The organism is Cryobacterium sp. 10S3 (assembly GCF_034344045.1).
In the GTDB taxonomy this organism is placed as follows: Bacteria; Actinomycetota; Actinomycetes; order Actinomycetales; family Microbacteriaceae; genus Cryobacterium; species Cryobacterium glucosi.
In genome coordinates this window covers 2,430,019-2,455,449 of the sequence record NZ_CP133773.1, presented here as the reverse complement: position 1 = coordinate 2,455,449, position 25,431 = coordinate 2,430,019, and the positions used below count along the sequence as shown (strand labels likewise).

Below are 25,431 nucleotides of genomic sequence, written 5' to 3'. Positions count from 1 at the left end.
CCCTCGGGGAGCCGGCCGTCCGTGCGTGTGGCACAACGCACGAGCGCCGGCACAGAACCCGCGCAGCATGCACGGCGCCGCGTGGTTCGACTGGGCCTCAAGGCTGTGATAAGCTACCTCTTGTAGCGCGGGGTGGAGCAGTTCGGTAGCTCGCTGGGCTCATAACCCAGAGGTCGTAGGTTCAAATCCTGCCCCCGCAACAGATGCCCCCGGAACCGTAAGGTTCCGGGGGCTTTTTTCATACCCGGAACCGATACCCTCGGTGGATGACCTGCCCCACGACCCGGCCCCTGGCCTACGCCGAGACCGGGCATGCCTGAATGTTCACCGTCGACAGGGACGATCCTGCGCGACCGGACGTCCATCGGCTGCTCGACGAGCATCTTGCGGATATGTTCGCCTCCTCGCCGGCCGAGAGTGTCCACGCCCTCGACCTCGAAGCCCTGTCCGCACCGGAGATCCGATTCTGGACCGCTCGGGAAGGCGGCACCCTGGTCGGCTGTGGGGCCCTGAAAGAGCTGACGAGTGACCACGCCGAGCTCAAGTCCATGCGCACAACGCGGGAGGCGCGCGGTCGCGGAGTGGCGGCCGGGCTCCTCTCGCACATCCTCGACGACGCACTCCACCGGCGCATCGGGCGCGTCAGCCTGGAAACCGGGACCCAGGACTCTTTCGCCCCGGCCCGGCGGCTGTACCTGCGCGCCGGCTTCGTCGAATGCCCGCCGTTCGCCGGGTACACCCTCGACCCCAGCAGCGTCTTCCTGACCATCCGGCTCGCTCGGGAGTGAGCCTTACTCCGGTGGGCCGCCGGTGATCGGTCAGTGGATCGCAGCGAGCAGAATGCCGACGCCGACGAAGAGAACTCCGAAGATGCGGTTGAGTACCCGCTGGCCGCGCGCGTCCCTGGTGAAGCGCTGGAATGACCGCGCCGTTCCCGCGAAGAAGAGCCACATCACGAGCACGTCGATCACGATCACCGTGGCTGCCGCGATCAGGTATTGCGGGAGCGCGGGGCGGTCGAGCCGGATGAACTGGGGGAGGAAGGCCAGGAAGAAGACGATCGCCTTCGGATTGAGCAGGTTCACCCACAGGCCGCGACGGAACATCGACCAGCGCGGCTCGTCACGGAGAGCCCGGGCGCTCTCGGCGTCCAGGCTCGGCTTCGCGAGGAACTGCCGAATGCCCAGGTAGACGAGGTACGCGGCGCCCGCATAGCGGATGATGTTGAATGCGACAGGCGAATTGGCGACGAGCAGCCCAACGCCGAGGGCAACGATCGTGATGTGCACGACCAGTGCAGCCTGTTGGCCGAGGATGCCCCAGATGGAGCGGCGGAACCCGGAATTGAGGGCATTGCTCATGGTGTTGATCGCCCCAGCCCCGGGCGTGAAACTGATCAGCGCACCCGCACCCACGAGGGCCAGCCAGAGGGAGAATTGCACCGCTCCAGCCTAGGGCCTGCCTGAACCCGTGGATTGCGGTGGGTTGTGTCAGAATCGACCCGTTCCCCGACGTCGTTGTCCGAGAGAGATGAGTGCCATGAGCGAAGTACCCGTTGTCCCGCACTGGATCGATGGCGCCGAGCACGCCGGGGTGTCCGGCCGTACTTCTCCGGTCTTCGACCCGGCCCTCGGCACCATCACGAAAGACGTCCCCCTCGCCGACGCCGGCGAGATCGAAGCCGCCGTCGCATCCGCCAAAGCCGCGTTCCCGGCGTGGCGCGACCTGTCGATCGCCAAGAGGCAGTCGATCATCTTCACGTTCCGCGAACTGCTCAACGCCCGCAAGGGTGAGCTGGCCGAGATCCTCACGAGTGAACACGGCAAGGTGCTCTCCGATGCCCTCGGCGAGATCACGCGGGGGCTCGAGGTCGTCGAATTCGCCTGCGGCATCCCGCACCTGCTCAAGGGCGAATACTCCGAGAACGTCGCCACGGGCGTCGATGTGTACTCGACCCGCCAGGCCCTCGGCGTCGTCGGCATCATCAGCCCGTTCAACTTCCCGGCCATGGTGCCGATGTGGTTCTTCCCGATCGCCATCGCGGCCGGCAACACCGTGATCCTCAAGCCGAGCGAGAAGGACCCGAGCGCAGCCATCTGGCTCGCCAGGCTCCTCAAGGAGTCCGGTCTACCCGACGGCGTCTTCACGGTCCTGCACGGGGACAAGGTGGCCGTTGACGGCCTCCTCACGCACCCCGACGTCAAGGCGATCTCCTTCGTCGGATCGACCCCGATCGCCCGCTACGTCTACGAGACCGGCACGCGGCACGGCAAGCGGGTGCAGGCACTCGGTGGCGCCAAGAACCACATGCTCGTGCTTCCGGACGCCGACCTCGACCTTGTCGCGGACTCGGCGGTCAATGCCGGCTTCGGCAGTGCCGGGGAACGGTGCATGGCCATCAGCGTCGTCGTCGCGGTTGAACCGGTCGCCGACGAGCTGGTCGGGAAGATCGTTTCCCGGATGACGGCCCTGACCGTCGGTGACGGGCGTCGCTCGTGCGACATGGGCCCGCTCATCACGGAAGTTCACCGCGACAAGGTCGCAAGCTACATCGAGATCGCAGCGGATGACGGCGCGACGATCGTCGTCGACGGTCGCGGCATCGAGGTCGACGGAGACAAGAACGGGTTCTGGCTCGGCCCGACCCTAATCGACCACCTCCCCGTCACCTCGAAGGCGTACACCGAGGAGATCTTCGGCCCGGTGCTCGGCATCGTCCGGGTCGACACCTACGAGGAGGGCGTCGCCCTGATCAACGCCGGTGCGTTCGGCAACGGCACCGCGATCTTCACCAACGATGGCGGGGCCGCGCGCCGGTTCCAGAACGAGATCGAGGTGGGCATGATCGGCATCAACGTGCCCATCCCGGTCCCGGTCGCGTACTTCTCGTTCGGCGGCTGGAAGAACTCGCTGTTCGGTGACACCAAGGCCCACGGCGCAGAGGGCGTGCACTTCTTCACCCGCGGCAAGGCGATCACCAGCCGCTGGCTCGACCCGAGCCACGGAGGCATCAACCTGGGCTTCCCCCAGAACCGATAACAGCCGAAAAACAGGTTGGGCCCCGCACCGAAGTGCGGGGCCCAACCTGTTTCAGTACTGATTCAGCGGGTGAAGACCTACTTGCCTGCCTTGCGGGCCGGCTTCTTGGCGTCCGTGTTGGACTCGGCGGCGGCCGCTGCGGCCGAACGACCGGCACGAACCTCTTCGAACGAGGTGCCGTAGTACGCGGCCTCCATGATGGTCTTCATGTCGGCGAGCATCGGCATCCGCGGGTTGGCCGGTGCGCACTGGTCGCCGTATGCACCCATGGCGAGCGAGTCGAGGCGACCGATGAAGTCTTCCTCCACAACACCCTGGGCCTGGAACGACGGCTTGATGTGCACGGCGTCGCGCAGCTTCTCAACGGCGGTCGCGTACGACTCGATGCCCTCTTCAGGAGTCGAGGCCGGCAGCCCCAGGTGCTTCGCGATCTGCTGGAAGCGCTCGGGAGCGATGTAGGTCTCGTACTTGGGCCAGCTGGTCAGCTTGGTCGGGATCTTGCCGTTGTAGCGGATCACGTGCGGCAGGTAGGTCGCGTTCACTCGTCCGTGGATGAGGTGCATCTGGGCGCCGGTGACGTGAGCCATCGCGTGACAAATTCCGAGGAACGCGTTACCGAACGCCATGCCAGCGATCGAGGATGCGTTGTGCATCTTCTCGCGCGCCTTGATGACCTTGTCGTCGGTGCTGTTCTGCGTGCCGTTGACCGAGGTCTCGATGTTCTCGAAGATCAGCTTGATCGCGTGCAGGCACATGCCGTCGGTGAAGTCGTTCGCGTAGACCGACACGTAAGCCTCTGTCGCGTGCGTCAGAGCGTCGAAGCCGGAGTCGGCGACGAGGAAGGACGGCATTGCGGCGGTGAGCGCGGGGTCGATGATCGCGACGTTCGGCAGGAGTGCGTAGTCCGCGAGCGGGTACTTGACTCCGGAGACCTCATCGGTGATGACCGCGAACGGCGTCATTTCCGAACCGGTACCCGAGGTGGTCGGGATGCAGACGAGCTGGGCCAGTTCGCCGAGGTCGGGGAACTTGAACGCGCGCTTGCGCACGTCGAAGAACTTTTCCTTCATGTCGGCGAATTCGATTTCGGGGTGTTCGTACAGGAGCCACATGACCTTCGCGGCGTCCATGGGCGAACCGCCACCGAGGGCGATGATCGTGTCGGGCTTGAAGGCGCGCATTTCCTCTGCACCCTTCTTGACCGCGGCGACGGTCGGCTCGGGGAGCACGTTGTCGATGATCTGGAGGGACACGCGGTTCTCGCGACGGTTGAGCACGTCGAGGATCTTGTCAACGAAGCCGAGCTTCGTCATGGTCGCGTCGGTGACGATGGTGACGCGTTCGACGTGGCGCATGTCCGCCAGGTAGCGGATGGCGTTCGGCTCGAAGTACGTCTTGGCGGGGACCTTGAACCACTGCAAGTTGTTGTTCCTTCGACCGATCCGCTTGATGTTGATGAGGTTGATGGCCGACACGTTGTTCGAAACGGAGTTGTGTCCGTACGAGCCACAGCCGAGCGTCAACGAGGGGATGAAGGCGTTGTAGATGTCACCGATGCCACCGAGCGAGCTCGGGGCGTTGGTGATGATCCGGACGGCCTTGACGCGGATACCGAATTCCTCGATGATCGCGGGGTTCTCGCTGTGGATCGAGCCGGAGTGGCCGAGTCCGTCGAATTCCACCATCTGCTCGGAGAGCGTGATGCCCTCTTCTGCATCCTTGGCGTGCAGGACGGCGAGCACCGGGGCGAGCTTTTCGCGCGTCATCGGTTCCTGCGGTCCGACGCTGCCGACCTCGACCATGATGATCGAGGTGTCTTCGGGAACGGTGAATCCGGCCTGCTGCGCGATCCACACCGGCGACTTGCCGACGACGGAAGCGTTGAGCTTGGCGCCGCCACAGTTTTCCGAGTGTGCCTGGACACCGAAGATGAACTCTTCGAGGAGGGTCTTCTCCGCCGGGGTCACGAGGTACGCGTGCAGCTTCTTGAATTCGACGAGTGCCTCTGCATAGAGCGGCTCTTCAATGATGACGGCCTGCTCGGAAGCGCAGATCATGCCGTAGTCGAAGGACTTCGAGAGCACGACGTCGTTGACGGCACGCTTGAGCTTGGCGCTCTTCTCGATGAATGCCGGAACGTTTCCCGCACCGACGCCGAGGGCCGGCTTGCCGCAGGAATACGCGGCGCGGACCATTGCGTTGCCACCGGTCGCGAGGATGGTCGCAACACCGGGGTGGTTCATCAGGAGCGTGCTCGCCTCGAGGGAGGGAACTTCGATCCACTGCACGCAGTTCTTGGGGGCGCCGGCGGCGATTGCCGCGTCGCGCACAATGCGGGCAGCTGCGACAGAAGACTGCTGGGCTCCCGGGTGGAAGCCGAAGATGATCGGGTTGCGGGTCTTAATGGCGATAAGGGATTTGAAGATTGCAGTCGAGGTGGGGTTGGTCACCGGGGTGATACCTGCGATAACACCGACCGGCTCGGCGATTTCTGTAATTCCGGTAATAGCGTCGCGGCTGATAATGCCGACGGTCTTAAGATTCTGCATCGAGTTCGTGACGTGCTCGCACGCGAACAGGTTCTTCACGGCCTTGTCCTCGAATACGCCACGACCGGTTTCGGCTACTGCGTGGACGGCGAGCTCAGCATGTTTGCTGAGGGCCGCGACGGAGGCCTTTTTTACGATGTGGTCGATCTGCTCTTGGGTGAAGTCAGCGTATTCGGTGAGCGCCTGCTGTGCCCCCTGAACGAGTGAGTCGATTTGGCTAGCAAGTGACTCAGTGACTGGTTTGTCCGTAATGGTCATGGTGCCCCTCTTCGGCGGCCCAACTTGGGCTTTTCGCCTCTTTAGGCAAGCTTACGACCCCGCGCCGAGGGACGCATCTTTAACGATGGGCAGGGTGCCGGGATTGCGACGTTTCAATTGAGCATTTTGGCTGATTAGCCGTCTGTTTCTCATTCGACGTGATCGGCTGGTCGATTTCTACGATTCGTAGAAATTCCGCAGATTCCACGGCCCGATTCAGCGTCGGCCGAGACCTCGGATTGTCGCGACAGCGAGACCGGCGGCCCGGGCCGTTTCGGAGAGCTCTGCTCCGGTCGTCGACGAGGCAAGGGTGAACCGGACTGCGGTCTGGGCGACCTCCGCGGGAAGCCCCATGGCCGTGAGGGTGGGGGAGGGTTCGTCGCTGCCCGCCGCGCACGCCGAGCCGCTCGAGCAGACGATCCCGTGTCCTTCCAGCTCGAGCAGCACGGCCTCCCCGCTCGTGCCGGGGAACACGAACGACGCCGTTCCGGGCAGGCGCTGCAGCGGATGCCCGGTGAGGCGTGCGCCCGGCGCCGCGCCGAGCACCTCTGCGATGAAGGTGTCGCGGAGGGCCGCGACCCTGGGAGCATTCGATGCGCGTTCGGTCTCGGCGAGCCGCAACGCTGTCGCGAGGGCTACGGCTCCGGCGACGTTCTCGGTGCCGCTCCGGTTGCCGCGCTCCTGGCCGCCGCCATGCTGGACGGGTTCGAGCGGCACCCGGCGACGCAGGAAGAGCGCCCCCGTTCCCTGGGGCGCCCCGAGCTTGTGGCCGGAGATACTGAGCGCATCGACTCCGAGGTCGGCGACGGACAGTGGCAGCCAGCCGGCGGCCTGGACGGCGTCGGTGTGGAACGGGACGCCCTGGGCGCGGGCGAGCGCGGACAGATCTCTGATCGGCTGCACGGTGCCGACCTCGTTGTTGGCGTACTGCACCGAGACGAGGGTCGTGGCGGGGGTGAGCGCACGGGCGAGGTCTGCCGGATCGACGAGACCCTGGGCATCCACCGGCAGCAGGGTCACGTCGAAGCCGTGCAACCGGTGCAGGTAGTCGCAGGATTCGAGGACCGCTTCGTGCTCGACCGCCGAAATGATCAGGTGCCGGCCCCGCGGCGCGGCGAGGGCGATGCCCTTGATCGCGAGGTTGTCGGACTCGGTCCCGCCGCTCGTGAACAGCACCTCGGCGGGTCGGCAGCCGAGAACGGCGGCGACCGTCGCGCGCGCGTCGGCGAGGGCGGCCGCCGCGGCCTCGCCGACCCGGTGGTGGCTCGAGGGATTGCCGAAGCCGGTGGTGAGCAACGGCCAGATGGCCTCGAGGACTTCGCGGCGCACGGGCGTCGTCGCTGCGTTGTCGAGGTAGATCACTCCGGGCTCCTTGGGTGTCTGCTGGCGGTCGGCGGTCAGTTCCGGACGGCGCCGTCGAGTTCGGTGCCGGCGACCACGACGACGTCGAGGCCGAGGTCGAGGGAGCGCACGCTGTGGGTGAGCGCGCCGACGGAGATGACGTCGACGCCGGATAACGCGATGGCCCGGACCGTGTCGAGGTTCACGCCGCCGCTCGCTTCGACGATGGCGCGGCCTGCGACCAGGCGCACGCCTTCCGCGAGCCGATCGGGGTCGAAGTTGTCAAGCATGATCGTGTCGACGCGGGCCGCGAGCACGGCTTCGATCTGGTCGATGCGGTCCACTTCGACCTCGAGGTGGGTGGTGTGCGAGATCCGGTCGCGCACGAGCAGGAGCGCCTCGGTGAGGCCAAGCCCGCCGGACTGCAGGACGGCGAGATGGTTGTCCTTGGCCATGACCGCGTCGGAGAGGCTGAAGCGGTGGTTGTGGCCTCCGCCGTCGCGGACGGCGGTGCGTTCGAAGGCCCGCAGCCCCGGCGTGGTCTTGCGGGTGTCGACGATGCGGGCGCGGGTGCCGGCGGTCTCGGCGACGTACCGGGCGGTGAGCGTCGCGATGCCGCTCATCCGCTGCACGAAGTTCAGGCCGATGCGTTCGGCCTGGAGGATGCCCCTGGCGGGGCCGGCGACCTCTGCGAGCACGTCGCCGGTCGCGAAAGGAGTGCCGTCGGTTGTCAGCAGCGTGACCGCGATGGCGGGGTCGGTGAGCCGGAAGGCGGATTCGAAGACGGCGCTGCCGCTGAAAACGCCGGGTTCGCGGGCGACGAGCCTCGCGGTCGCCGTGGCGTCTGCGGGGATGAGCACCTCGGAGGTCAGGTCGCCCCAGGGGGCGTCCTCGTCGAGTGCGGCGCGCACCACGGTGTCGATGGCGGTGGTGCTCAGCATGCGATGGCCTCCTCGGCCTCTCTGGCGCGTTCAGGGGATTCGAGCACGAGGAACGGATCGTCGGAATCGGCGGGTCGCACCCACGCCTGGCTGTGGGCCAGCTCCGGCCGGCTCTCGGGGAAATCGGCGCGGTAGTGCGCGCCCCGGGATTCCTCGCGGGCGAACGCGGAGGCCACGGTGACCCTCGCCAGGTCGAGCAGGTTGGCGTCTTCGACGGCGCGCACCCGGTCGGCCGGGGTCGCGTCCTGACCGGCGGGTACCGGGTGCTTCCAGCCGGCGAGGGCAGCGGATGCCGCGGCGAGCCCGTCACCGTCGCGCAGCACACCGGCCGCGTCCCACATCAGGCGCTGGAGTTCGGCGCGGTCGACATGCGCGCCGGGTCCGTCGACGGCCCTGGCGGGAACGGTCGCGTCGGCCGTGCCGCTGGAGGCCGGCACTGGCGGCAGGCGCCTGCCGTCGGCGTCGACCTGGCCAGTGCCGAGGGCGCGCACGGCTCGGTCGGCGAAGACCGCGGCCTCCAACAGGGAGTTCGAGGCGAGGCGGTTGGCGCCGTGGGTCCCGGTTCGTGCGGTCTCGCCGACGGCGTAGAGGCCGGGCAGTGAGGTGCGGCCCCACAGGTCGGTGCTGACGCCACCCATCCAGTAGTGGGCGGCGGGTGCGACAGGGATGGGCTCGACGGCCCAGTCGATCCCGGCGGCGAGGCACGCTGCCGTGATCGTGGGGAAGCGGGTTTCGAGGAGTTCCCTGCCGAGGCCGGTCGCGTCGAGGAGCACGGGTGTGCCGCCCTGGGCGGACATTTCGCGGGCGATGCTGCGGGCGACGATGTCGCGGGGGGCGAGTTCGGCGCCGGGGTGGATGGCGAGCATGAAGCGCTCGCCGCGAGCGTTCAGGAGCACGGCGCCCTCGCCGCGGACCGCCTCGGAGACGAGCGGGGTTCCCGGCACCGCGAGGGCGGTCGGGTGGAACTGGTAGAACTCGAGGTCGGCGATCGCCGCGCCGGCGCGCCAGGCCGCTGCGACGCCGTCGCCGGTCGCGAGCGCGGGATTGGTGGTGTGCGGGAAGAGCGAGCCCGCCCCGCCGGTGGCGAGGATCACGGCGTCGGCGTCGGCCCGGTGCACGAGCCCGTCCGGTCCGAGCAGGGAGGCGCCGGTCACCCGGTCGCCCGCGACGAGGAGGTCGACGAGCATGGTGTGCTCACGGAGCTGGACGCGCGGGATACCCGGGGTCTGGGCCGAGCGGGCGGCCCGTTCGCGGACGGTCGAAACGAGTGCGGCTTCGATCGCGGCGCCGGTCGCGTCCCCGCCGGCGTGCAGCACCCGGGAGCGGGAGTGGGCGGCCTCGAGCCCGCGCGTCACGCCGGAGTCGTCCCTGTCGAAGTCGACGCCGAAGCGGATCAGGTCGCGGACCCTGGCAGGCCCTTCGCCGCAGAGCACCTCGACGGCCGCCGGGTCGCAGAGGCCTGCCCCGGCGCGGAGGGTATCGAGGATGTGCAGGTCCACCGAGTCGTCGGGGAACATGGCCGCGGCGATGCCGCCCTGGGCATAGCGGGTGTTGCTGTCCGGGAGTCCCTGCTTGGTGACCAGGGTGACGGAATGACCCGCGTCGGTCGCGCGCACCGCGGCGATGAGTCCGGCGAGGCCGCTCCCGATCACGAGGATCCGGAGCGATGGTGCGACGGGTGCGATCGGTGCTGCGGGCGTCACGCGCGTGCTCCGCTCACCGGTGCGCCGACGGGAGGACGCGCGGCAAGCATCCGCTCGAGGGCGACCCTGGCGTTCGTCGCGTCGGTAGCGGGGACCTCGATGCGGTTGAGCACGGCGGGCGGCTGCCCGGCATCGCCGACGAGGGCTTCGAGCACCCAGGCGAGATAGCCGGAGTGGATGCGGTACATCGTCGAGCACGGGCAGACGACGGGGTCGAGGCAGAAGATGGTGTGCTCGGGGTGCTCAGCCGCGAGGCGCTGCACGAGGTTGATCTCGGTGCCGATCGCGAAGGTCGACCCGGCAGGGGCGGCCTCGATGGCCTTCTTGATGTAGTCGGTGGAGCCGTATTCGTCGGCGGCGTCGACGACCGCCATCGGGCACTCCGGGTGCACGATGACACGCACCCCGGGGTGCTCTGCACGGGCGGTGGTGATCTGGTCGACGGTGAAGCGCTTGTGCACACTGCAGAATCCGTGCCACAGGATGACCTGGGCGGCGTCGAGTTCGGTCCCGGTGCTGCCGCCGAGTGGCTTGCGCGGGTTCCACATCGGCATCCGCTCGAGCGGGACGCCCATCGCCTTCGCGGTGTTGCGGCCGAGGTGCTGGTCGGGGAAGAAGAGCACCCGCTGGCCGCGTTCGAAGGCCCACTTCAGCACGGTCTCGGCGTTCGAGGAGGTGCAGACGATGCCGCCGTTGGCGCCGCAGAACGCTTTGAGGGCCGCCGAGGAATTCATATACGTGACCGGGATCACCGGGACCCGGCCGGAGGCATCCGCCTCGGTTCCATAGAGTTCTTCGAGCTGTTCCCAGCAGTCGGTGACCGAGTCGATGTCGGCCATGTCCGCCATCGAACACCCGGCGGCGAGGTTGGGCAGGATGACCGCCTGGTCGGGCCCGGAGAGGAGGTCTGCGGTCTCGGCCATGAAGTGCACGCCGCAGAAGACGATCGCCTCGGCATCGGGGCGGCTCTTCGTCGCCTGCGCGAGCTGGAAGGAGTCACCGACGAAGTCGGCGTGCTCGAGGACCTCCGAGCGCTGGTAGAAGTGCCCGAGAATCACGACCCGGTCGCCGAGGGTGGCCTTGGCCGAGCGGATGCGCGCGTCGAGTTCCTCTGCGGAGGCGGTCCGGTAGCGCTCGGGCAGGGCACCCTGGCGCGGGGACCCGGTCGGGAGCACATCGCCCATCGAGGACCCTGGGCCGTAGCCGGGGGTGCCGGAGTCGAATTCCCAGGGGCCTGCGGCCAGCTGCGGGCTGCAGGTGCTTCCGGGCGCGGTGCCCGTGCTGATCAGACGAATGGTGCGGTCGACCGATGCGATGGTCATGCTGTAACTCCTCGATTTTCACAAAAAGCGTTGTACACGGTGATTCAGTTCGTGGTGGGGATGGCGGCGGTCGCGGGTTCCGGCCCGAAAGGATCCGGTTCGCCCTGTCGTCCGGAGTCGTTGTACCGGTAGAGACGGGGCGGACGGTGCCGGGTGCCCGCGACGCGTTCGCCGGTGTCGACGATGGAACCGGATGCCTCGATCGTGCGACGGAAATTGGCCGGGTCGAGGGACTTCTGCAGCACGGCCTCATGCACGTCGCGCAACTGGGAGAGCGTGAAGGTCTCGCCGAGGAAGGCGTGGGCGATCCGGGAATACTCGACCTTGGTCCGCAGCCGCCAGAGGGCGTACTCGACGATCCGGTTGTGGTCGAAGGCGAGCCGCGGCAGGCGGTCTGCGGCGAACCAGCGCACGTTGTCGCCGACGACGGCGAGGTCGGCCTCACCGGACTCGACGAGGGCCCAGTAGACGACGGACACCACGCGGCCGCCGGCAGAGCGGCCCGGATCGCCGAAGGTATAGAGCTGCTCGAGGTACCTGGGCGCGAGGCCGGTTGTCTCGTGCAGGGTACGGGCGGCGGCCGCGGCGAGTTCCTCGTCGCCGGGCAGCCCGCCGCCCGGCAACGCCCACTGGTCGAGGTATGGGTCCCTGGTGCGGCGGACCAGGGGGAGCCACAGCGTCTTGAAGTCGGATTCCGCGTCGGAGCGCAGGGCGAAGATCACGGTCGACACGGCGAGTGCGACAGCGGCTTGAGCGCTCATGGGGGCATCCACTAGGTAAAGGTCAGTATGACTCTAACTGGGTGAACCCATCATATAGTCATTCTGACCCGAAGTCGCCCCCGACTTCGTTCCTGTTCCGAATTCAGGAGTAGGACTGGTCTGAACCGGTTGATCGGCCGGTTTCCGGCGTCAAGATGGCTCGACTCCTGAATTCGGAACGCGCGGCTCAGTTCTTGGCGGCGGCAACGACGGACCGACGGGCGCCCTTGCCCGTGAGGCCCCACAGGGTGACGCGGGCCATCGCTTCGACGACGATGCTTCCGCTCATCTTGGATGAGCCGAGCACACGCTCGACGAAGGTGATCGGCACTTCGACGACGGTCAGGCCGGCCCGCACGCTCGTGAGCAGCATGTCGATCTGGAAGCAATAGCCCAGGCTCTCGACGCTCGCGAGGTCCATGCGTTCGAGGGCATGCGCCGTGTAGACGCGGTAGCCGCCTGTGACGTCGTGCTGGCGGAGCCGGAGCACGAGGCGTGAGTATGTCGATCCACCGCGGGACAGCGCGCGGCGGTGCCACGGCCAGTTCTGCACGGCTCCGCCAGGAACCCAGCGCGATCCCATCACGACGTCGGCGGTCTTCGCCGCCGCCAGCAGGTCGGGGAGCTGCTCAGGCTGGTGCGAACCGTCCGAATCGAGCTGCACGAGCTCGTCGTAGCCGCGGGACAGGCCCCAGCCGAAAGCCTCGAGGTAGGCCGCTCCGAGGCCGTTCTTCTTCGTGCGGTGCAGGACGTGCACCTGGGAGTCCGCTGCGGCGATGGCATCGGCGAGCTGGCCGGTGCCATCGGGGGAGGCGTCGTCGACGACGAGGATGTCCGCGGCCGGGACGCTCGCGCGCACCCTGGCCACGATCGGATTGATGTTCTCGCGTTCGTTGTAGGTCGGGATGATGACCAGTGTCTGTGCCATGAAAACTACCTTGTCAGTTCGGTGATTGTTGTGTGTACGACCGTGGCCGTTGAGGCGACGGAAAATCCCAGGTCTTGCAGCGTGTGCAGGTCGGTGCCCGCTTTTTCCTCACTGCTGCCCGAATACTGCACCAGCCATACCGTATCGGTGCCCGCGAGTGAATCCAGGACGCTCGTGAGCGGCCGGGTGGTGTCCCAGAGCGATCCGGTGTCCCCATAGGCCGTGTCGAGGGTCACGTCGCGCAGCCCGGTGAAGGATGCGGGGTACAGGTGCAGCGCGAGCCGCGGCTTCCGTGAGGGCCGCACGCTCTCGTCGAACACGATCGCGTCTCCGGGGTGCGCACCGGCCTGGACGATGGATGCGGCCTGGCGCCAGTCGCTCCCGGCGTTCTTGGCGTACGGGCCGCGCTGGTCGACGTAACTCGGCACCACGGCGACGACGAGCAGTACGAGTGCCGCGATCCCGGCCCAGCGGGGCCTGATCCAGGCCACGGCGATCCCGAGCGCGATTGCTGCGGCCGGCGTGCAGATGGAGAGGTACCGTAGCGAGTACATCGGCGTGACGACATGCGTGCCGATCAGCAGAGCCGCACTCGGCACGAGCATCCAGGCGAGCATCACGCCCAACGCTGCCCTGTTCCGCTCGAGGGCGCGCACCCTTCCGCGACTGAACCAGGCGAGAACGACCGCGAGCAGGATCAGAGCCCAGGCGATGACCGCCGCGGGCACGTTGCCGAACCACTGGTTGACGGCCGCGTCGAGCACGCCCGTCTGGGCTCGCCGCCCGATGAACGAGAGCTGGTCCTTCTGGCTGACGCCCGCGAACAGGACCGGGGAAGCGATGATGAGACCGACGACGGTCGCGCCCGACCAGGCCATCAGCTGTCCGCGTCGCCGGGCCCGATCGGGCGCGAGCAGGAACACCGCGATCCCGAGTACGGGGACGAGAAGCGCGACGTAGAGGAAGACATAGATTCCGAGGGCGAAGAGCGCGGTGAAGCCGATCCAGAGCCAGCTCTGGGTCGACCGGCTCGCCGTCCCTGCGCGGACCAGATGCACGAGCAGCACGACGAGCCACACGGCGATAGCCGTCGCGAGCGCCGTCGATCGCGCCTCTGCGCCCATGTACGTCACCCGGGGAAGTACCGCGAAGACGAGGGCTGCGATCCAGGCGACCCTGGCCTCGGTCAGCATTCGGGCGAGGACGAACGTTCCCGCCGTTGCGACACCGATCGCAATCGCGCTCGGGAGCCTGGTGGAGAACTCGGACGCACCGAAGAGGTCGATCCAGAAGTGCAGCATCAGGTAATAGGTGCCATGAACGGCATCGATCGTGCCGAGCATCCGGAACAGGGAGGGCAACGAACGCTCCGCGGACATCACGCTCGCGGCTTCATCGCCCCAATAGGACGGGTTCCAGGCCGCCGCGGCGGAGATCAACAGGCCGAGAACACCGACGTACAGCGGGGCCAGCTGCCGGTGGGTGGGCCAGGATCGCCGCTGCGGGCGCAGCTCTGGATCATGGGTCACGGGCAGATAAGTCACCCCATTACGTTATGCCACCCGGTCGGGGGTTTCCCGACGACCCGGTGTCGGGCGCCTGCGAAGGCTCTCAGTTTGGCGCTGTCGTCAGGCCCGCGGGCCCTGTCCGGTGCGGGTGCTGCGCGGCAGACGGATGTCGATGGCCAGGCCCGTCCCCGTGTTGCGCAGGCTGATGGTTCCCTTCGCCCGCGTCACGATGGCGTGCACGATCGCGAGGCCGAGCCCCGACCCGATCGAGCCGCTCGCGCGGGACTGTTCCGGCCGGGAGAACCGGTCGAAGGCCACCGGGATGAACGATTCCGGCATGCCGGGCCCCGTGTCCACGACGCTCAGCATGGCACCCTCTGCGAGGCTGCGGAGCGTGACGGTCACGGCGCCGCGGCCGCCCATGGCGTTGATGGCGTTCGAGATGAGATTGTCGATGAGCTGCCCGACGTTGGTCACCGAGATCGCATAGCGGCCGGTCGGATCCTCGCCCTCGATCTCGTAGTCGACGTCGAGATCCTCCCCGTTGCGAACCACCCTTGCGCGGTCGACCGAGGCCGAGATCTCGGCGATCAGGTTCTCCCAGCCGCACTCCGGCCGGGCCTGCTGGCTCTCGAGCTTGGACAGTTCCAGCAGGTTCGTCGCGAGCCGGGAGAGGCGGTCCACGGTGCGGGAGGCGTCGTCGATGTCCGCCTCGAGGGCCGGAGCGTCGCCGGAATTGAGATGCGCGAGCTCGAGCTGCGCCTTGAGCACGGCGAGGGGAGTGCGCAACTCGTGGCTCGCATCCGACACCACCTGCTTCTCCCTGTCGAGACTGCGGCGCAGCCGGGAGATGAAGTCATTGAGCGTGACCGCGAGGCGGCTGACCTCGTCCCTGCCCGCCGGGACGAGCAGTTGCGCGGACGACCCGGTCGTGCTCAGGCTCTCCGCCTCCTTGCGCAGCCGGTTCACCGGGCGGAGGGCCGCGCCGGTGAGCAGCCACGAGGCGAGGCCGAATCCCACGGTCAGCAGCACGGTGCCCATGATGAGCACCCGGCCCAGTTCGTCGAGCAGCAAGCCGAGTGCCTCCTCGTTCCGCGCCGTGATGACGACCCAGTTGCCCTGGTTGGTCACGGCCGTCGTCGCGGCGACAAGGTACCTGGCGTTGCCCGCGTCGATCGTCTGCGGCGTCTCGCCGATCGTCGCGAGCTCACTCACGCGTTTCCGCAGCGCCATCGGCAGCGAGGACTTGGAGATCTGGCCGTCCGGACCGACGATCGCGATGAGCTGGCCCTCGCTCGGGCCGTCGATGGGTTCTGTCGGGTTGCGGATCAGGTCCGTCACGATCGGGGCAGCGTCGCTGTGCAGCAGTGTCGTCGTCGTCTCGATCAGGATCGCCTGGACCTCGCCGCGGAAGAACACCGCTGCACCGCTGAACAGGACAGCGGCGATCACGAGACTGCCGACGGTGATGCGGGCCCGGATCGACAGCCCTGGCAACCTCATGGACGTGCTCCGCTCACTCGACGAGTTCCACGGCATACCCGGAGCCGCGTACGGTCACGATCCGCATCCCGGCCGCCGCAGAGTCGATCTTGCGCCGCAGGTAGCTGATGTACTGGTCGACGATGTTCGGGTCGATGTGTTCGGTGCCGTTCCAGATCTCTTCGAGGATCGTCGTGCGGTCGACGGTCGTCCCCGCCCGGCTGCACAGCAGGCGGAGCAGCGCGACTTCCTTGGGGCTCATCGAGACGGACCGGCCGGCCACGGTCACCTTGAGGTCCCGGGAATCGATGGCGAGGTTGCCGAGTTCGAGGCTCAGCGGTGTTGCCATCGACTGGCGTCTGAGCAGGGCGCGCACCCGGGCGGTGAGCTCGAGGAAGGCGAAGGGCTTGGTGAGGTAGTCGTCCGCGCCGCTGTCGAGCCCGAAGACCCGGTCGTCGACGGTGTCCCTGGCGGTCAGGAGCAGGACCGGCATGGTGTTGCCGGAGTCGCGGATGCGCCGACAGATCTCGAACCCGGTCATCTGCGGCAACATCACGTCGATGGCCGCAAGGTCGAATTCGTTGTTGTTGATCGCGATCAGGGCATCCATCCCGTTCCCGACCCTGACGATCTCGTAGCCCTCTGCCTCGAGTCCGCGTTCGATCAGCGCGCCCATTTGTTCGTCGTCTTCCACGACCAGGATCTTCGTCATGCCCGCCCCTTTTGCTCGTACGCCGCTACCTCTTCATGCTGGCACGTTCCCGGTGCGGAGCGTGACCAGTCTGAGGGTTCCGCTCCAATCGCGCCGCCCTCGTGGCTAGGCTGACGCCATGGTCGAAACCCCGCCTGCCACGCCAGCGCCCGCCCGGACGGTGCCTGTCGACCCGACGGCCGTCGGTGTCGCCGTCGCCCAGTTCGTCCCAGGGGCCGACCGGGAGGCGAACCTCGCCGAGGTCGCCCGCCTGGCCGGCATCGCGGTCGACCGCGGCGCGCAGCTCGTCGTGTTCCCCGAGTATTCCGCGTTCTTCGAGCCGACCCTCGGGCCCGCGTTCGTCGCGGCCGCCGAGCCGATCGACGGGCCGTTCGTGACGGCGCTCGCGGCGCTCGCCGAAGGCCTCGGCCTCGTCATCGTCGCGGGCATGCTCGAGGAGGCCGTCGGTGCCGGACGATTCTTCAACACCATCGTGAGCGTCGGGCCGACGGGCGAGCTCCTCGCCCGCTACCGCAAGCTGCACCTCTACGACGCATTCGGCGAGCGCGAATCCGACTGGGTGCTGCCCGGCGCGATCGAGCCGCCGCAGACCTTCTCGGTCGGAGGGCTGCGGGTGGGGTTGCAGACCTGTTACGACATCCGCTTTCCCGAGGTCACCCGGCGACTCGTCGACGCGGGTGCCGAGCTCGTGCTCGTGCCCGCCGAATGGGTGCGGGGCCCGCTCAAGGAGCAGCAGTGGCGCACCCTCCTGACCGCGCGCGCGATCGAGAACACTGTTTATGTCGCCGCCGCCGACCACGCCCCGCCGATCGGCGTCGGCACGAGCATGATCGTCGACCCGATGGGGGTCGAACTGGTCACGATCGGCGAGACGACGGATGTCGGCCTCGCCTGGCTCACCTCGGCTCGCCTCGGGCAGGTGCGTGCGGTCAACCCCGCACTCCGGCTCCGGCGCTTCGGGATCGTCGAGGTCTAGCCGCCGGGGAGCCTCAGCCCTCGGTCGCGATCGTGTCCTGGGAGGCCGCTGCCGCCCGGGAACGGAAACCGGGTTCCTTGCGCATCACGTGGTCCTGCTCGGACATCGCCCGCTCCTCTCCCGTGGCGACGAGTCCCTGGGAGCTGTTCGCCGAGCGGGTGAGCTGGGCGAGCCACAGCGGATTGATGGTCGGCGGCTGGCCGCCGGAGAACTTGAAGTACAGCGGGATGGCCGGGTGCAGCCAGGCGGAACTGCGACCGTCTCCTGCCTCTGCGGCGTTCCGCCAGGACAACAGGAAACTCTCGCCGCGGCGTAACTTCTGCACGATCACGATTTGCAGGTGCGCGAGGATCCGGTCGTCGAATTCGACGGTGACCCGGTCATACGTCAACGAACCCATGGGGCGCCGCTTTCAGTCGGTGAACTCTCGCGCGAACAGCAGACCGCCCTTGTGGGGCATCCGCTGGGTTCGCACTTTAAGTGTGGTCGTAATTCCCGGTCAATACAAGGGAATCGTCAGGCCTCGGCGGTCGCGGCCGGCACCTGCTCGACGATGCCGTGCAGCACGAGGTCGATCTCGGTGCGGAGCGAGTCCGGCAGGCTCTCCATCGGCTCCCGTCCCAGCCCGCATCGGATCAGGGCGAGGTGGAGCAGCGAGAAGATACTGCGTGCCGCAAGCGCCGGGTCCACCCCCCGCCGGAGCCGCTCCGATTCTCCGGGGGTCTCCGTCCCGTAGCCGCTGAGCACGGTCGCGATGGTGGCCTCGAGCCCGTCGACGAGCTCGAGGGCCTCGGCGCGGTAGGTCCCGGTGGGCTCGCCGCACAGGATCTCGCGCTGGTAATAGGCGGTGTTCTCCGGGTGGCGCGCGGCGGAGGTCAGCAGGGGGAGGAGGAGGGCCATGATCGCGTCCGTCGGGGCGAGGGATGCGTCCGCCTTCGTTGGATCGTGCCGGGTTCCGGTCAGGGCCCTGCGCCACTCGTTGTTGAAGACCATCAGGAGGAGCTCGGGCTTCGAGCTCGCGTACCGGAAGAGCGTCCCCGCCGCGACATCCGCGCGATCGGCGATGTCCTGGGTCGTGACGAGCGCGTAGCCGCGCTCGGCGAAGAGATCCTCGGCGGCCGCGAGGATGCGGCCCTGCTTGTCACGCTTGTTGCGTTCGCGGCGGCCAGGAGTGGCACTGGCGGCGTCGGCGTCGGCAACGGCGGCGGCACCGGCGGCGGCACCGGCGGCCGGTGTCGTGCCTTCGTCTGGTCGGCGCACGGGGATCCTCACTCTGGGTCGGCTGCTTCCCGGGACGGTGCCACGGGGTTTTCTCAATCGTAGATTCAATCAGCTGATTCCAATATAACGGAGTACGCTCATTTTTGAGTAGAGTACAGATTCATTGAACCCGAAGAGAAAGGTGGCCATCATGGGTCGCGTTCAAGGCAAAGTGGCACTGATCAGTGGCGGTGCCCGCGGAATGGGAGCATCACACGCGCGGCGGCTGATCGCGGAGGGAGCGCAGGTGGTCATCGGAGACCTCCTCGACACCGAGGGCGAGGCCATGGCGACCGAGCTCGGCCCGTCCGCACGCTACGTGCACCTCAACGTCACCGACGCAGACGACTGGTCTGCAGCTGTCCTGTTTGCTGTGGAAACCTTCGGCGGGCTGGACATCCTCGTCAACAACGCCGGAATCGCGAGCGCCGCGCCGATCGAGAGCTTCCCGATCGACGTCTGGACCCGCACCATCGAGATCAACCTCACCGGTACGTTCCTCGGCATGCGGGCCGCCATCCCTGCGCTCTCACGCCGCGGCGGCGGCTCGATCGTCAACGTCTCATCGGTCGAGGGCCTCCTCGGCAGCGCGGGCCTGCACGCCTACGTCGCGTCGAAGTTCGGCGTGCGCGGCATCACGAAGTCGGTCGCGCTCGACGTGGCGCCCCTCGGCATCCGCGTGAACTCGATCCACCCCGGCTTCATCGAGACGGCCATGACGAAGTCCCTCGACGTCGACATGGTTGAGATCCCGTTGCGCCGTGGCGCCAAGCCCGAGGAAGTATCGAGCCTGGTGCTGTACCTCGCGAGCGACGAGTCGAGCTACTCGACCGGCGCAGAGTTCGTCATCGACGGCGGCCTCACGATCGGCATCCCGCACAACTGATCGTTCACGTCCCCGCTCCGCCCGGCGTGCCCGCGAGAGTACACTTTCGGCCCTTAAACCATCGGTTTAGGGGCCGAAAGTGTACTCTCGCGGAGGCTGCTCAGGGCTTCGAGGGCTTCGAGGGCGGCGAAGGGCTTCTCGATGTGGGCGAAGTGGCCCGTGCCCGCGATCGTTCGCGAAACGAACCCGGGAATGACGGCGGAGAGCCGGGCGCGGTCCGAATCGGCGACGAAGATGTCCGCGTCGCTCTGGATCGCGCGCACCGGGCAGGTGATGCGGGCCCAGGACCGTTCCGGGTCATGGGCTCCGGCGAGGGCGGATGCCTCGACGAAGGCCCGCGGACGGACTTCCGTCGCGAGGGCCGAGATCACGCTCGCCGGTACGGCGTCGACCCGGCTGAACAGCGGCGCGGTGAGCCCGCGCAGCACACCCACCCTGTTGAGCCAGCGCACGAGGCCGCGGCCGGCGGGCTCGGCGACCGCGAGGGCGCGCATGACGCCGAGCAGGGCCGTGTACCCGGGCAGCAGGGTGAACCTGGTGATCGGATGCCGCACGCTGTCCACCACCGAGAACGTCGTCGCAGAGACGAGGGAGACCGACACGGTTGCGGCAGGTTCGAGTGCGGCCAGTTCGAGGGCGAGGAAACCGCCGAGCGAGTGCCCGACGACGTGCCAGCGCTCGTAGCCGAGTGCACGGACGGTTTCGGCGATCGCGGCCGCGACGGTCGTGATGCCCGGGGCGGGCCGGGTGGAGTGCCGGCCGGAGGCATCCGCTGGTTCGCTGTCGCCCCAGCCGGGTAGGTCCGGAATGATCAGGTCGGTCAGGGCGAGTGCGCCGGATGGAACGCGTCCCGTCGAGCCCGCCGAGCCACCGTTCGTCGCCGCCGAGAGGAGCGGGGTCCAGGTCGTCCAGGAGCCGGCAGCCCCGTGCAGCAGGACCGTCGCCGTGTCGCTGCCCGTGCGGCGGCCGTGACGCACCGCAAGCGTGCCGGAGCCGAGGCGCATCGAACTCGTGGTGAGGCCGAAGGCGCGTGCGTCTGTCGAGAGTGGGAACGGGCAATACTCATCCCGCCGAGTTTCGGGCACGGACGTCACGGACGTCCTGGACGTCCCGGCCGGCACGAGAGACGTCACCGGGGCGGGCGCCGCCGTGCGGTCGGGAGTTCGTGTCACCAGGATGGTCATGCCTGGTATTCGTCGCCGCGGGGCGATCGGTTTGCCCGCGTCGGGACAGGCTGAGACCGCTCGCAGCCCGGCCCGGCCCGGCGTCGGCGTCCCGGCGGCGGACGACGGTGTGGACCGCGTGTGGAATAGGACCGGGCCCGGGCCCGTTGTCTGCAGCGCACCCTGCGTTTCCCTGCGCCGGCCCGTTCGGCCGCGCCCGGCGGAACTTCCGTACTACGAAAAGAGCGACTGTGACCCTGTTCTCCCCGCTGACCCTCGGCGACCTGCACCTGCCGAACCGACTCGTGATGGCGCCGCTGACCCGCACCAGGGCGGGCCTCGACGGCATCCCCGGACCGATGGTCATCGAGCACTATCGCCAGCGCGCATCCCTCGGCCTGATCGTGTCGGAGGGGGTCTACCCGAGCCACGCCGGACAGGGCTACACCGGCCAGCCCGGACTCGTCACCGCCGAGCAGGTCGACGGCTGGCGTTCCGTCGCGTCGGCCGTGCATGAGGCCGGCGGCCTCATCGTCGCCCAGGTCATGCACGCCGGCCGGGTCTCGCACGACCTCGTCAACGGCGGCTTCGACGTCGTCGCGCCGAGCGCGATCGCCATCGAGGGCGAGACGCACACCCCGGAGGGCAAGAAGCCATACCCCGTTCCGCACGCGCTGACCGAGGCCGAACTCCCCGGAATCGTCGCGGAATTCGTGCGCGCGTCGCAGAACGCCATCGCGGCAGGGCTCGACGGCGTCGAGATCCACAGTGCCAACGGCTACCTCCTGCACGAGTTCCTGTCACCGGCCTCGAACCAGCGCACGGATGCCCACGGCGGTTCGCCGGCGAACCGCGCCAGCTTCGTGATCGAGGTCGCGACTGCTGTTGCCGCCGCGATCGGCGCCGGCCGGGTCGGGATCCGCATCTCACCGGAGCACAACATCCAGGACGTGCTCGAGACGGATGCCGCAGAGACCCTCGCGACCTACACCGCCCTGGTCGACGGGCTGGCCCCGCTCGGCCTCGCCTACCTCAGCGTGCTGCACCAGGACCCGACCGGCGACCTGATCCAGGGACTGCGCACCCGCTTCGGCGGACCGCTCCTGATCAACACCGGCTTCGGCACCGTCACGACCCGGGCCGAGGCCATGGCCATCCTGGCCGATGACGTCGCAGACGCCGTCGTCGTGGGACGCGCCGTCATCGCCAACCCCGACCTCGTGCACCGCTGGCGCGACGACCTCCCGCTCAATGCCCTCGACCCGCAGACCCTCTACGGCAGCACGGCCGCCGGCTACACGGACTACCCGGCGCTCGCCGCCGCCGCCGCGGAGTAACACTCGCCCGAACCGATTCGACGGACTTTTTGAGTTTCTGGGCCGGTTTGCGGCCGCCCAGGTTACGAAAACCCGGCATCTCCGTCGAATCGGTTCGGGCGGCCTCGCGCTACCGGGCGGCCGGGCGCAGGGCAGCGAGCCGTGCGGCAGCCTGCTCCAACAGGTCCACCTTCTTGCAGAAGGCGAAGCGCACGAGCGAGGCATACTGCGGCCGGTGTTCCGGACTGCAGAACGCACCGATCGGCACGGCGACCACGCCGGCGAGGGCGGGAAGGTCGCGACAGAAGTCAGCGCCGTCCTCGTATCCGAGCGGCGCGGCATCCGCCACGATGAAATACGAACCGCTCGGGCGCGACACGGCGAAGCCCGCGGCGACCAGGCCGCGCTCGAGGACGTCACGCTTGCCCTGCAGCGAGGCCGCGATACCCGTGAAGTACGAGTCCGGGAGATCGAGCCCCCTCGCGATCGCCGGCTGGAACGGCGCACCGTTCACGTAGGTCAGGAACTGCTTGACCGCGAGGATCGCCGTCACGAGCGCGGCGGGTGCTGTCAGCCAGCCGATCTTCCATCCGGTCGTGTTGAAGGTCTTCCCGCCGGAGGAGATCGTCACGGTGCGCTCGAAAGCCCCCGGAAGCGTCGCGACGGGCAGGTGCTGCACACCGAAAGTGAGGTGTTCGTAGACCTCGTCGGTGACGATGATCGCGTTGTGCTGTTCGGCGAGCCGCACGATGAACTCGAGCGTCTCGCGGGAGAACACGGTCCCGGTCGGATTGTGCGGGTTGTTCACGAGTATGAGCCGGGTGCGATCGGTGATCACCGCACTGAGCTCGTCGAGATCCGGCTGGAAGTCCGGCGTGCGCAGGCGCACGGTGCGATGGATGCCGCCGCCGAGTGCGATGAGGCCGCCGTACGCGTCATAGAACGGTTCGAACGTCACGACTTCGTCGCCGGGCTCGATCAGGGCGAGGATCGTCGCAGCGAGCGCCTCTGTCGCCCCCGCGGTCACGAGGACCTCGGTCTCCTGGTCGACACTGAGGCCGTAGAAACGCTGCTGGTGGCGGGCGATCGCGTCGAGAAGCACGGGGAAGCCGCGGCCAGGCGGGTACTGGTTGACCCCGTCCGTGATGGCCTGTCTGGCGGCGTCGAGAACCTCGATGGGTCCGTCCTCATCCGGGAACCCCTGTCCGAGATTGATCGCGCCGGTGCGGACGGCGAGCGCGCTCATCTCGGCGAAGATGGTGGCGGCGATCGTGCCGTCGGCGCCCAGCAGGCCGGCACCACGGGCCGTCCGGCGCCAGGCGCCCGGAATGGCCGCGGTCGGAACTGTCTCGGGGGAGCCGTGCATGACTCCAAACTACGACATCCCCCGTGTCGGTGGCTCACGGGACCGGTTCGCAGGCGAGGATTGCTGCGCCGATCCGGCCGACCCCGGTCGCTGGGCTGCCACCCCAAGCAACATCACGGCTTCGTCATTGAATGCTCTCAGCTTGGGCGGAGGATTCGTTCAGGTTCGGGCGCGAAGCTGGCATCGCTTGGAAGGAGCACCTCATGACCGAACACCCTCAGGACCCAGACATTAATCGAGATCGTCCCGCTGCCGACGTTCCCTCCGACGCTGGCCAGGCCGCCGCGTCCGGACAGCCGGCCAACGCCGCCGTCCCCGCCGATACCACCGAGTACCCGGCCCCCTCCGCGAACGCGGACAACACGACCGAGGTCGTCGGCTTCCCGCAGGCCGCGCAGCCGGTTGCAGAGCAGCCGCAGGGCGTCGTCGCCCAGCAGGCGTCCGCCCCCGCAGACGTCCAGGCCGCCCAGGCTCCCCAGCAGCCCGTCGCGAACGCGTCGAACCAGATCACCCAGCCGACGCTTCCCTACGCGACGGATGCCTTCGGACGGCCCCTCGGCGGAGCCGACGGCTCTGTCCCGCCGCACTTCGCAGCATCGGCTGCACCCTTCTCCTACGCTCCCCAGGGTGGCGGCCCGAACGGACCGACCGGCCCGTCGTCGGCCCCCCATCCGAAGGACCCGGCCCGCCGCCGTGCCGGACTCAGCCTCGTTGCGGCGCTCGCGATCGGCGCCCTCATCGGCGGCGCATCCGGCGCCGGCGTGATGGCGCTCCTTTCCGGAGGCCAGGGCAACGGCACCCCCGTCAGTCAGGCCCAGGGGTCGAGCACCGTCGTCGTCAACAACACCGAGAGCGTCAACCAGATCACGGCAGCCACCGCGAAGGCCATGCCGAGCGTCGTCACCATCAACGCGACCAGCGGAACCTCCGGCGGCACCGGTTCCGGAGTCGTCCTCACCTCCGATGGCTATGTCCTGACCAACACCCACGTCGTGACACTCGACGGCGCGAGCGCAGACGCGACCCTCGAAGTCACGGCCAGTGACGGGAAGGTCTACAAGGCGACAATCGTCGGCACAGACCCGATCTCCGACCTCGCGGTCGTCAAACTGACCGACGCGAGCGGCCTCACCCCGATCAACTGGGCAGACTCGAGCAAGCTCAACGTCGGCGACACCACGATCGCCATCGGCGCACCGCTCGGCCTCTCCGGAACCGTCACCGACGGCATCGTGAGCGCCCTCAACCGGAGCATCTCGATCGCCTCATCGGCGGCGCCCACCACGGACACGCCGGACACCACGGCCCCGAGCACGGACAACCCGTACTTCTGGAACTTCGACCTCCCGAACAAGGACGGAAGCGCGCAGTCGACCACTCCGAGCACGACGAGCAGCATTTCGCTCTCCGTAATCCAGACGGATGCCGCGATCAACCCCGGCAACTCCGGCGGCGCCCTGCTCAACTCCAAGGGTGAACTGATCGGCATCAACGTCGCCATCGCCAACGCGGGCGGGTCCTCCTCATCGGGAACGGCTGCCGGAAGCATCGGCGTCGGCTTCTCGATCCCGTCGAACCTCGCCAAGCGCGTCTCCGACGAGCTCATCGCCAACGGCAAGGCCACCCACGGGCTGCTCGGTGCGAGCATCACGAGCGCGACGAGTGACACGAGCAGCACGGTCGGCGCCCTCGTCAGCGAGGTCAGCTCCGGTGGCGCAGCCGAGAAGGCGGGCCTGAAGAAGGGCGACGTCGTCACGAAGTTCAACGGAGTGCCGATCACCGACGCGAAGGATCTCACCGCCCAGGTGCGGGTACTCGCCGCCGGCGCCACCGCCGACCTCGTCTACGTCCGCGACGGCAAGTCGTACACCGTGACCGTCACGGTCGGGGAACTGTCCAGCTAGCAGCTCCCGTCCTCCT

21 protein-coding genes and 1 tRNA gene are annotated in these 25,431 nt (G+C 68.1%); 7 read left to right on the top strand and 15 right to left on the bottom strand.

Annotated features, from left to right (window positions below):
• Positions 1–126 precede the first annotated feature (126 nt).
• Both RHM57_RS11545 and RHM57_RS11540 read left to right on the top strand, forming a co-directional pair.
• Positions 127–200, top strand: a tRNA-Met gene (locus tag RHM57_RS11545).
• Between the two features lie 120 nt (positions 201–320).
• Entirely contained in the window at positions 321–788 is a 468-nt protein-coding gene (locus RHM57_RS11540; protein WP_322188170.1) for a GNAT family N-acetyltransferase, read from the top strand.
• 30 nt (positions 789–818) lie between these two features.
• On the opposite strand, the gene RHM57_RS11535 is transcribed toward RHM57_RS11540, so the two are convergent.
• Positions 819–1,442 carry a LysE family transporter gene (locus RHM57_RS11535; protein ID WP_134445845.1) on the bottom strand — a complete coding sequence of 208 codons (624 nt, stop codon included), beginning with the start codon at positions 1,440–1,442 and terminating at the stop codon, positions 819–821.
• A 97-nt stretch (positions 1,443–1,539) separates the two neighbouring features.
• Between RHM57_RS11535 and RHM57_RS11530 the strand changes: the two genes are divergently transcribed.
• A complete protein-coding gene (locus RHM57_RS11530) occupies positions 1,540–3,039 on the top strand; it encodes a CoA-acylating methylmalonate-semialdehyde dehydrogenase (RefSeq protein ID WP_241987402.1) in 1,500 nt (499 codons plus the stop codon).
• Positions 3,040–3,116: 77 nt separating this feature from the next.
• On the opposite strand, the gene adhE is transcribed toward RHM57_RS11530, so the two are convergent.
• The 10 genes from adhE to RHM57_RS11480 all read right to left on the bottom strand — a co-directional run bounded on the left by adhE (position 3,117) and on the right by RHM57_RS11480 (position 16,544).
• Complete coding sequence (gene adhE, locus RHM57_RS11525; RefSeq protein ID WP_134445843.1) at positions 3,117–5,846, bottom strand: bifunctional acetaldehyde-CoA/alcohol dehydrogenase; 2,730 nt, start codon at positions 5,844–5,846, stop codon at positions 3,117–3,119.
• A gap of 216 nt (positions 5,847–6,062) precedes the next feature.
• Positions 6,063–7,208: a cysteine desulfurase family protein gene (locus RHM57_RS11520; protein ID WP_134559476.1), complete on the bottom strand. Its 1,146-nt coding sequence runs from the start codon at positions 7,206–7,208 to the stop codon at positions 6,063–6,065.
• Positions 7,209–7,243: 35 nt separating this feature from the next.
• On the bottom strand, positions 7,244–8,128 hold the full coding sequence (nadC, locus tag RHM57_RS11515) for a carboxylating nicotinate-nucleotide diphosphorylase (protein WP_134445841.1): 885 nt from the start codon (positions 8,126–8,128) through the stop codon (positions 7,244–7,246).
• Complete coding sequence (nadB, locus tag RHM57_RS11510) at positions 8,122–9,831, bottom strand: L-aspartate oxidase (protein ID WP_322188168.1); 1,710 nt, start codon at positions 9,829–9,831, stop codon at positions 8,122–8,124. Before nadB ends, nadC begins: the two co-directional genes overlap by 7 nt.
• Positions 9,828–11,153, bottom strand: coding sequence for a quinolinate synthase NadA (gene nadA, locus RHM57_RS11505; RefSeq protein WP_322135437.1), 1,326 nt, complete (start codon positions 11,151–11,153; stop codon positions 9,828–9,830). Before nadA ends, nadB begins: the two co-directional genes overlap by 4 nt.
• Positions 11,154–11,197: 44 nt before the next feature.
• A complete protein-coding gene (locus RHM57_RS11500) occupies positions 11,198–11,914 on the bottom strand; it encodes an NUDIX hydrolase (RefSeq protein WP_134445839.1) in 717 nt (238 codons plus the stop codon).
• A gap of 187 nt (positions 11,915–12,101) precedes the next feature.
• Positions 12,102–12,842: a polyprenol monophosphomannose synthase gene (locus RHM57_RS11495; protein ID WP_134559474.1), complete on the bottom strand. Its 741-nt coding sequence runs from the start codon at positions 12,840–12,842 to the stop codon at positions 12,102–12,104.
• A gap of 5 nt (positions 12,843–12,847) precedes the next feature.
• Positions 12,848–14,386, bottom strand: coding sequence for a glycosyltransferase family 39 protein (locus tag RHM57_RS11490; RefSeq protein ID WP_322135438.1), 1,539 nt, complete (start codon positions 14,384–14,386; stop codon positions 12,848–12,850).
• An 84-nt stretch (positions 14,387–14,470) separates the two neighbouring features.
• The gene (locus RHM57_RS11485; RefSeq protein WP_322188166.1) at positions 14,471–15,853 is read right to left on the bottom strand and encodes a HAMP domain-containing sensor histidine kinase; all 1,383 of its coding nucleotides are present in this window, start codon (positions 15,851–15,853) and stop codon (positions 14,471–14,473) included.
• 13 nt (positions 15,854–15,866) lie between these two features.
• Complete coding sequence (locus RHM57_RS11480; protein ID WP_134445835.1) at positions 15,867–16,544, bottom strand: response regulator transcription factor; 678 nt, start codon at positions 16,542–16,544, stop codon at positions 15,867–15,869.
• A gap of 118 nt (positions 16,545–16,662) precedes the next feature.
• On the opposite strand from RHM57_RS11480, the gene RHM57_RS11475 reads away from it, so the two are divergent.
• The gene (locus RHM57_RS11475; RefSeq protein WP_134559469.1) at positions 16,663–17,520 is read left to right on the top strand and encodes a carbon-nitrogen hydrolase family protein; all 858 of its coding nucleotides are present in this window, start codon (positions 16,663–16,665) and stop codon (positions 17,518–17,520) included.
• Between the two features lie 13 nt (positions 17,521–17,533).
• Here RHM57_RS11475 and RHM57_RS11470 read toward each other — a convergent pair whose 3' ends face one another.
• The gene (locus RHM57_RS11470; protein WP_241975386.1) at positions 17,534–17,920 is read right to left on the bottom strand and encodes an ATP-dependent DNA ligase; all 387 of its coding nucleotides are present in this window, start codon (positions 17,918–17,920) and stop codon (positions 17,534–17,536) included.
• Between the two features lie 116 nt (positions 17,921–18,036).
• On the bottom strand, positions 18,037–18,780 hold the full coding sequence (locus tag RHM57_RS11465) for a helix-turn-helix domain-containing protein (RefSeq protein ID WP_322188164.1): 744 nt from the start codon (positions 18,778–18,780) through the stop codon (positions 18,037–18,039).
• A 151-nt stretch (positions 18,781–18,931) separates the two neighbouring features.
• Between RHM57_RS11465 and RHM57_RS11460 the strand changes: the two genes are divergently transcribed.
• Complete coding sequence (locus RHM57_RS11460; protein WP_134445832.1) at positions 18,932–19,666, top strand: glucose 1-dehydrogenase; 735 nt, start codon at positions 18,932–18,934, stop codon at positions 19,664–19,666.
• Between the two features lie 53 nt (positions 19,667–19,719).
• Here the strand turns inward: RHM57_RS11460 and RHM57_RS11455 are convergent, their stop codons facing one another.
• A complete protein-coding gene (locus RHM57_RS11455; RefSeq protein ID WP_322135440.1) occupies positions 19,720–20,850 on the bottom strand; it encodes an alpha/beta hydrolase in 1,131 nt (376 codons plus the stop codon).
• Between the two features lie 230 nt (positions 20,851–21,080).
• Here RHM57_RS11455 and RHM57_RS11450 point away from each other — a divergent pair, with 230 nt between their 5' ends.
• A complete protein-coding gene (locus tag RHM57_RS11450) occupies positions 21,081–22,166 on the top strand; it encodes an alkene reductase (protein WP_134559463.1) in 1,086 nt (361 codons plus the stop codon).
• Positions 22,167–22,275: 109 nt separating this feature from the next.
• Here the strand turns inward: RHM57_RS11450 and RHM57_RS11445 are convergent, their stop codons facing one another.
• Entirely contained in the window at positions 22,276–23,511 is a 1,236-nt protein-coding gene (locus RHM57_RS11445) for an aminotransferase class I/II-fold pyridoxal phosphate-dependent enzyme (RefSeq protein ID WP_134445829.1), read from the bottom strand.
• 203 nt (positions 23,512–23,714) lie between these two features.
• On the opposite strand from RHM57_RS11445, the gene RHM57_RS11440 reads away from it, so the two are divergent.
• The gene (locus RHM57_RS11440; protein WP_134445828.1) at positions 23,715–25,415 is read left to right on the top strand and encodes a S1C family serine protease; all 1,701 of its coding nucleotides are present in this window, start codon (positions 23,715–23,717) and stop codon (positions 25,413–25,415) included.
• Positions 25,416–25,431 lie beyond the last annotated feature (16 nt).

Coding starts and splice junctions, on each gene's coding strand:
- RHM57_RS11540 (WP_322188170.1), top strand. CDS start 321: ATGTTCACCGTCGACAGGGACGATCCTGCGCGACCGGACGTCCATCGG.
- RHM57_RS11530 (WP_241987402.1), top strand. CDS start 1,540: ATGAGCGAAGTACCCGTTGTCCCGCACTGGATCGATGGCGCCGAGCAC.
- adhE (WP_134445843.1), bottom strand. CDS start 5,846: ATGACCATTACGGACAAACCAGTCACTGAGTCACTTGCTAGCCAAATC.
- nadC (WP_134445841.1), bottom strand. CDS start 8,128: ATGCTGAGCACCACCGCCATCGACACCGTGGTGCGCGCCGCACTCGAC.
- nadA (WP_322135437.1), bottom strand. CDS start 11,153: ATGACCATCGCATCGGTCGACCGCACCATTCGTCTGATCAGCACGGGC.
- RHM57_RS11500 (WP_134445839.1), bottom strand. CDS start 11,914: ATGAGCGCTCAAGCCGCTGTCGCACTCGCCGTGTCGACCGTGATCTTC.
- RHM57_RS11495 (WP_134559474.1), bottom strand. CDS start 12,842: ATGGCACAGACACTGGTCATCATCCCGACCTACAACGAACGCGAGAAC.
- RHM57_RS11485 (WP_322188166.1), bottom strand. CDS start 15,853: ATGAGGTTGCCAGGGCTGTCGATCCGGGCCCGCATCACCGTCGGCAGT.
- RHM57_RS11480 (WP_134445835.1), bottom strand. CDS start 16,544: ATGACGAAGATCCTGGTCGTGGAAGACGACGAACAAATGGGCGCGCTG.
- RHM57_RS11475 (WP_134559469.1), top strand. CDS start 16,663: ATGGTCGAAACCCCGCCTGCCACGCCAGCGCCCGCCCGGACGGTGCCT.
- RHM57_RS11470 (WP_241975386.1), bottom strand. CDS start 17,920: ATGGGTTCGTTGACGTATGACCGGGTCACCGTCGAATTCGACGACCGG.
- RHM57_RS11460 (WP_134445832.1), top strand. CDS start 18,932: ATGGGTCGCGTTCAAGGCAAAGTGGCACTGATCAGTGGCGGTGCCCGC.
- RHM57_RS11455 (WP_322135440.1), bottom strand. CDS start 20,850: ATGACCATCCTGGTGACACGAACTCCCGACCGCACGGCGGCGCCCGCC.
- RHM57_RS11445 (WP_134445829.1), bottom strand. CDS start 23,511: ATGCACGGCTCCCCCGAGACAGTTCCGACCGCGGCCATTCCGGGCGCC.
- RHM57_RS11440 (WP_134445828.1), top strand. CDS start 23,715: ATGACCGAACACCCTCAGGACCCAGACATTAATCGAGATCGTCCCGCT.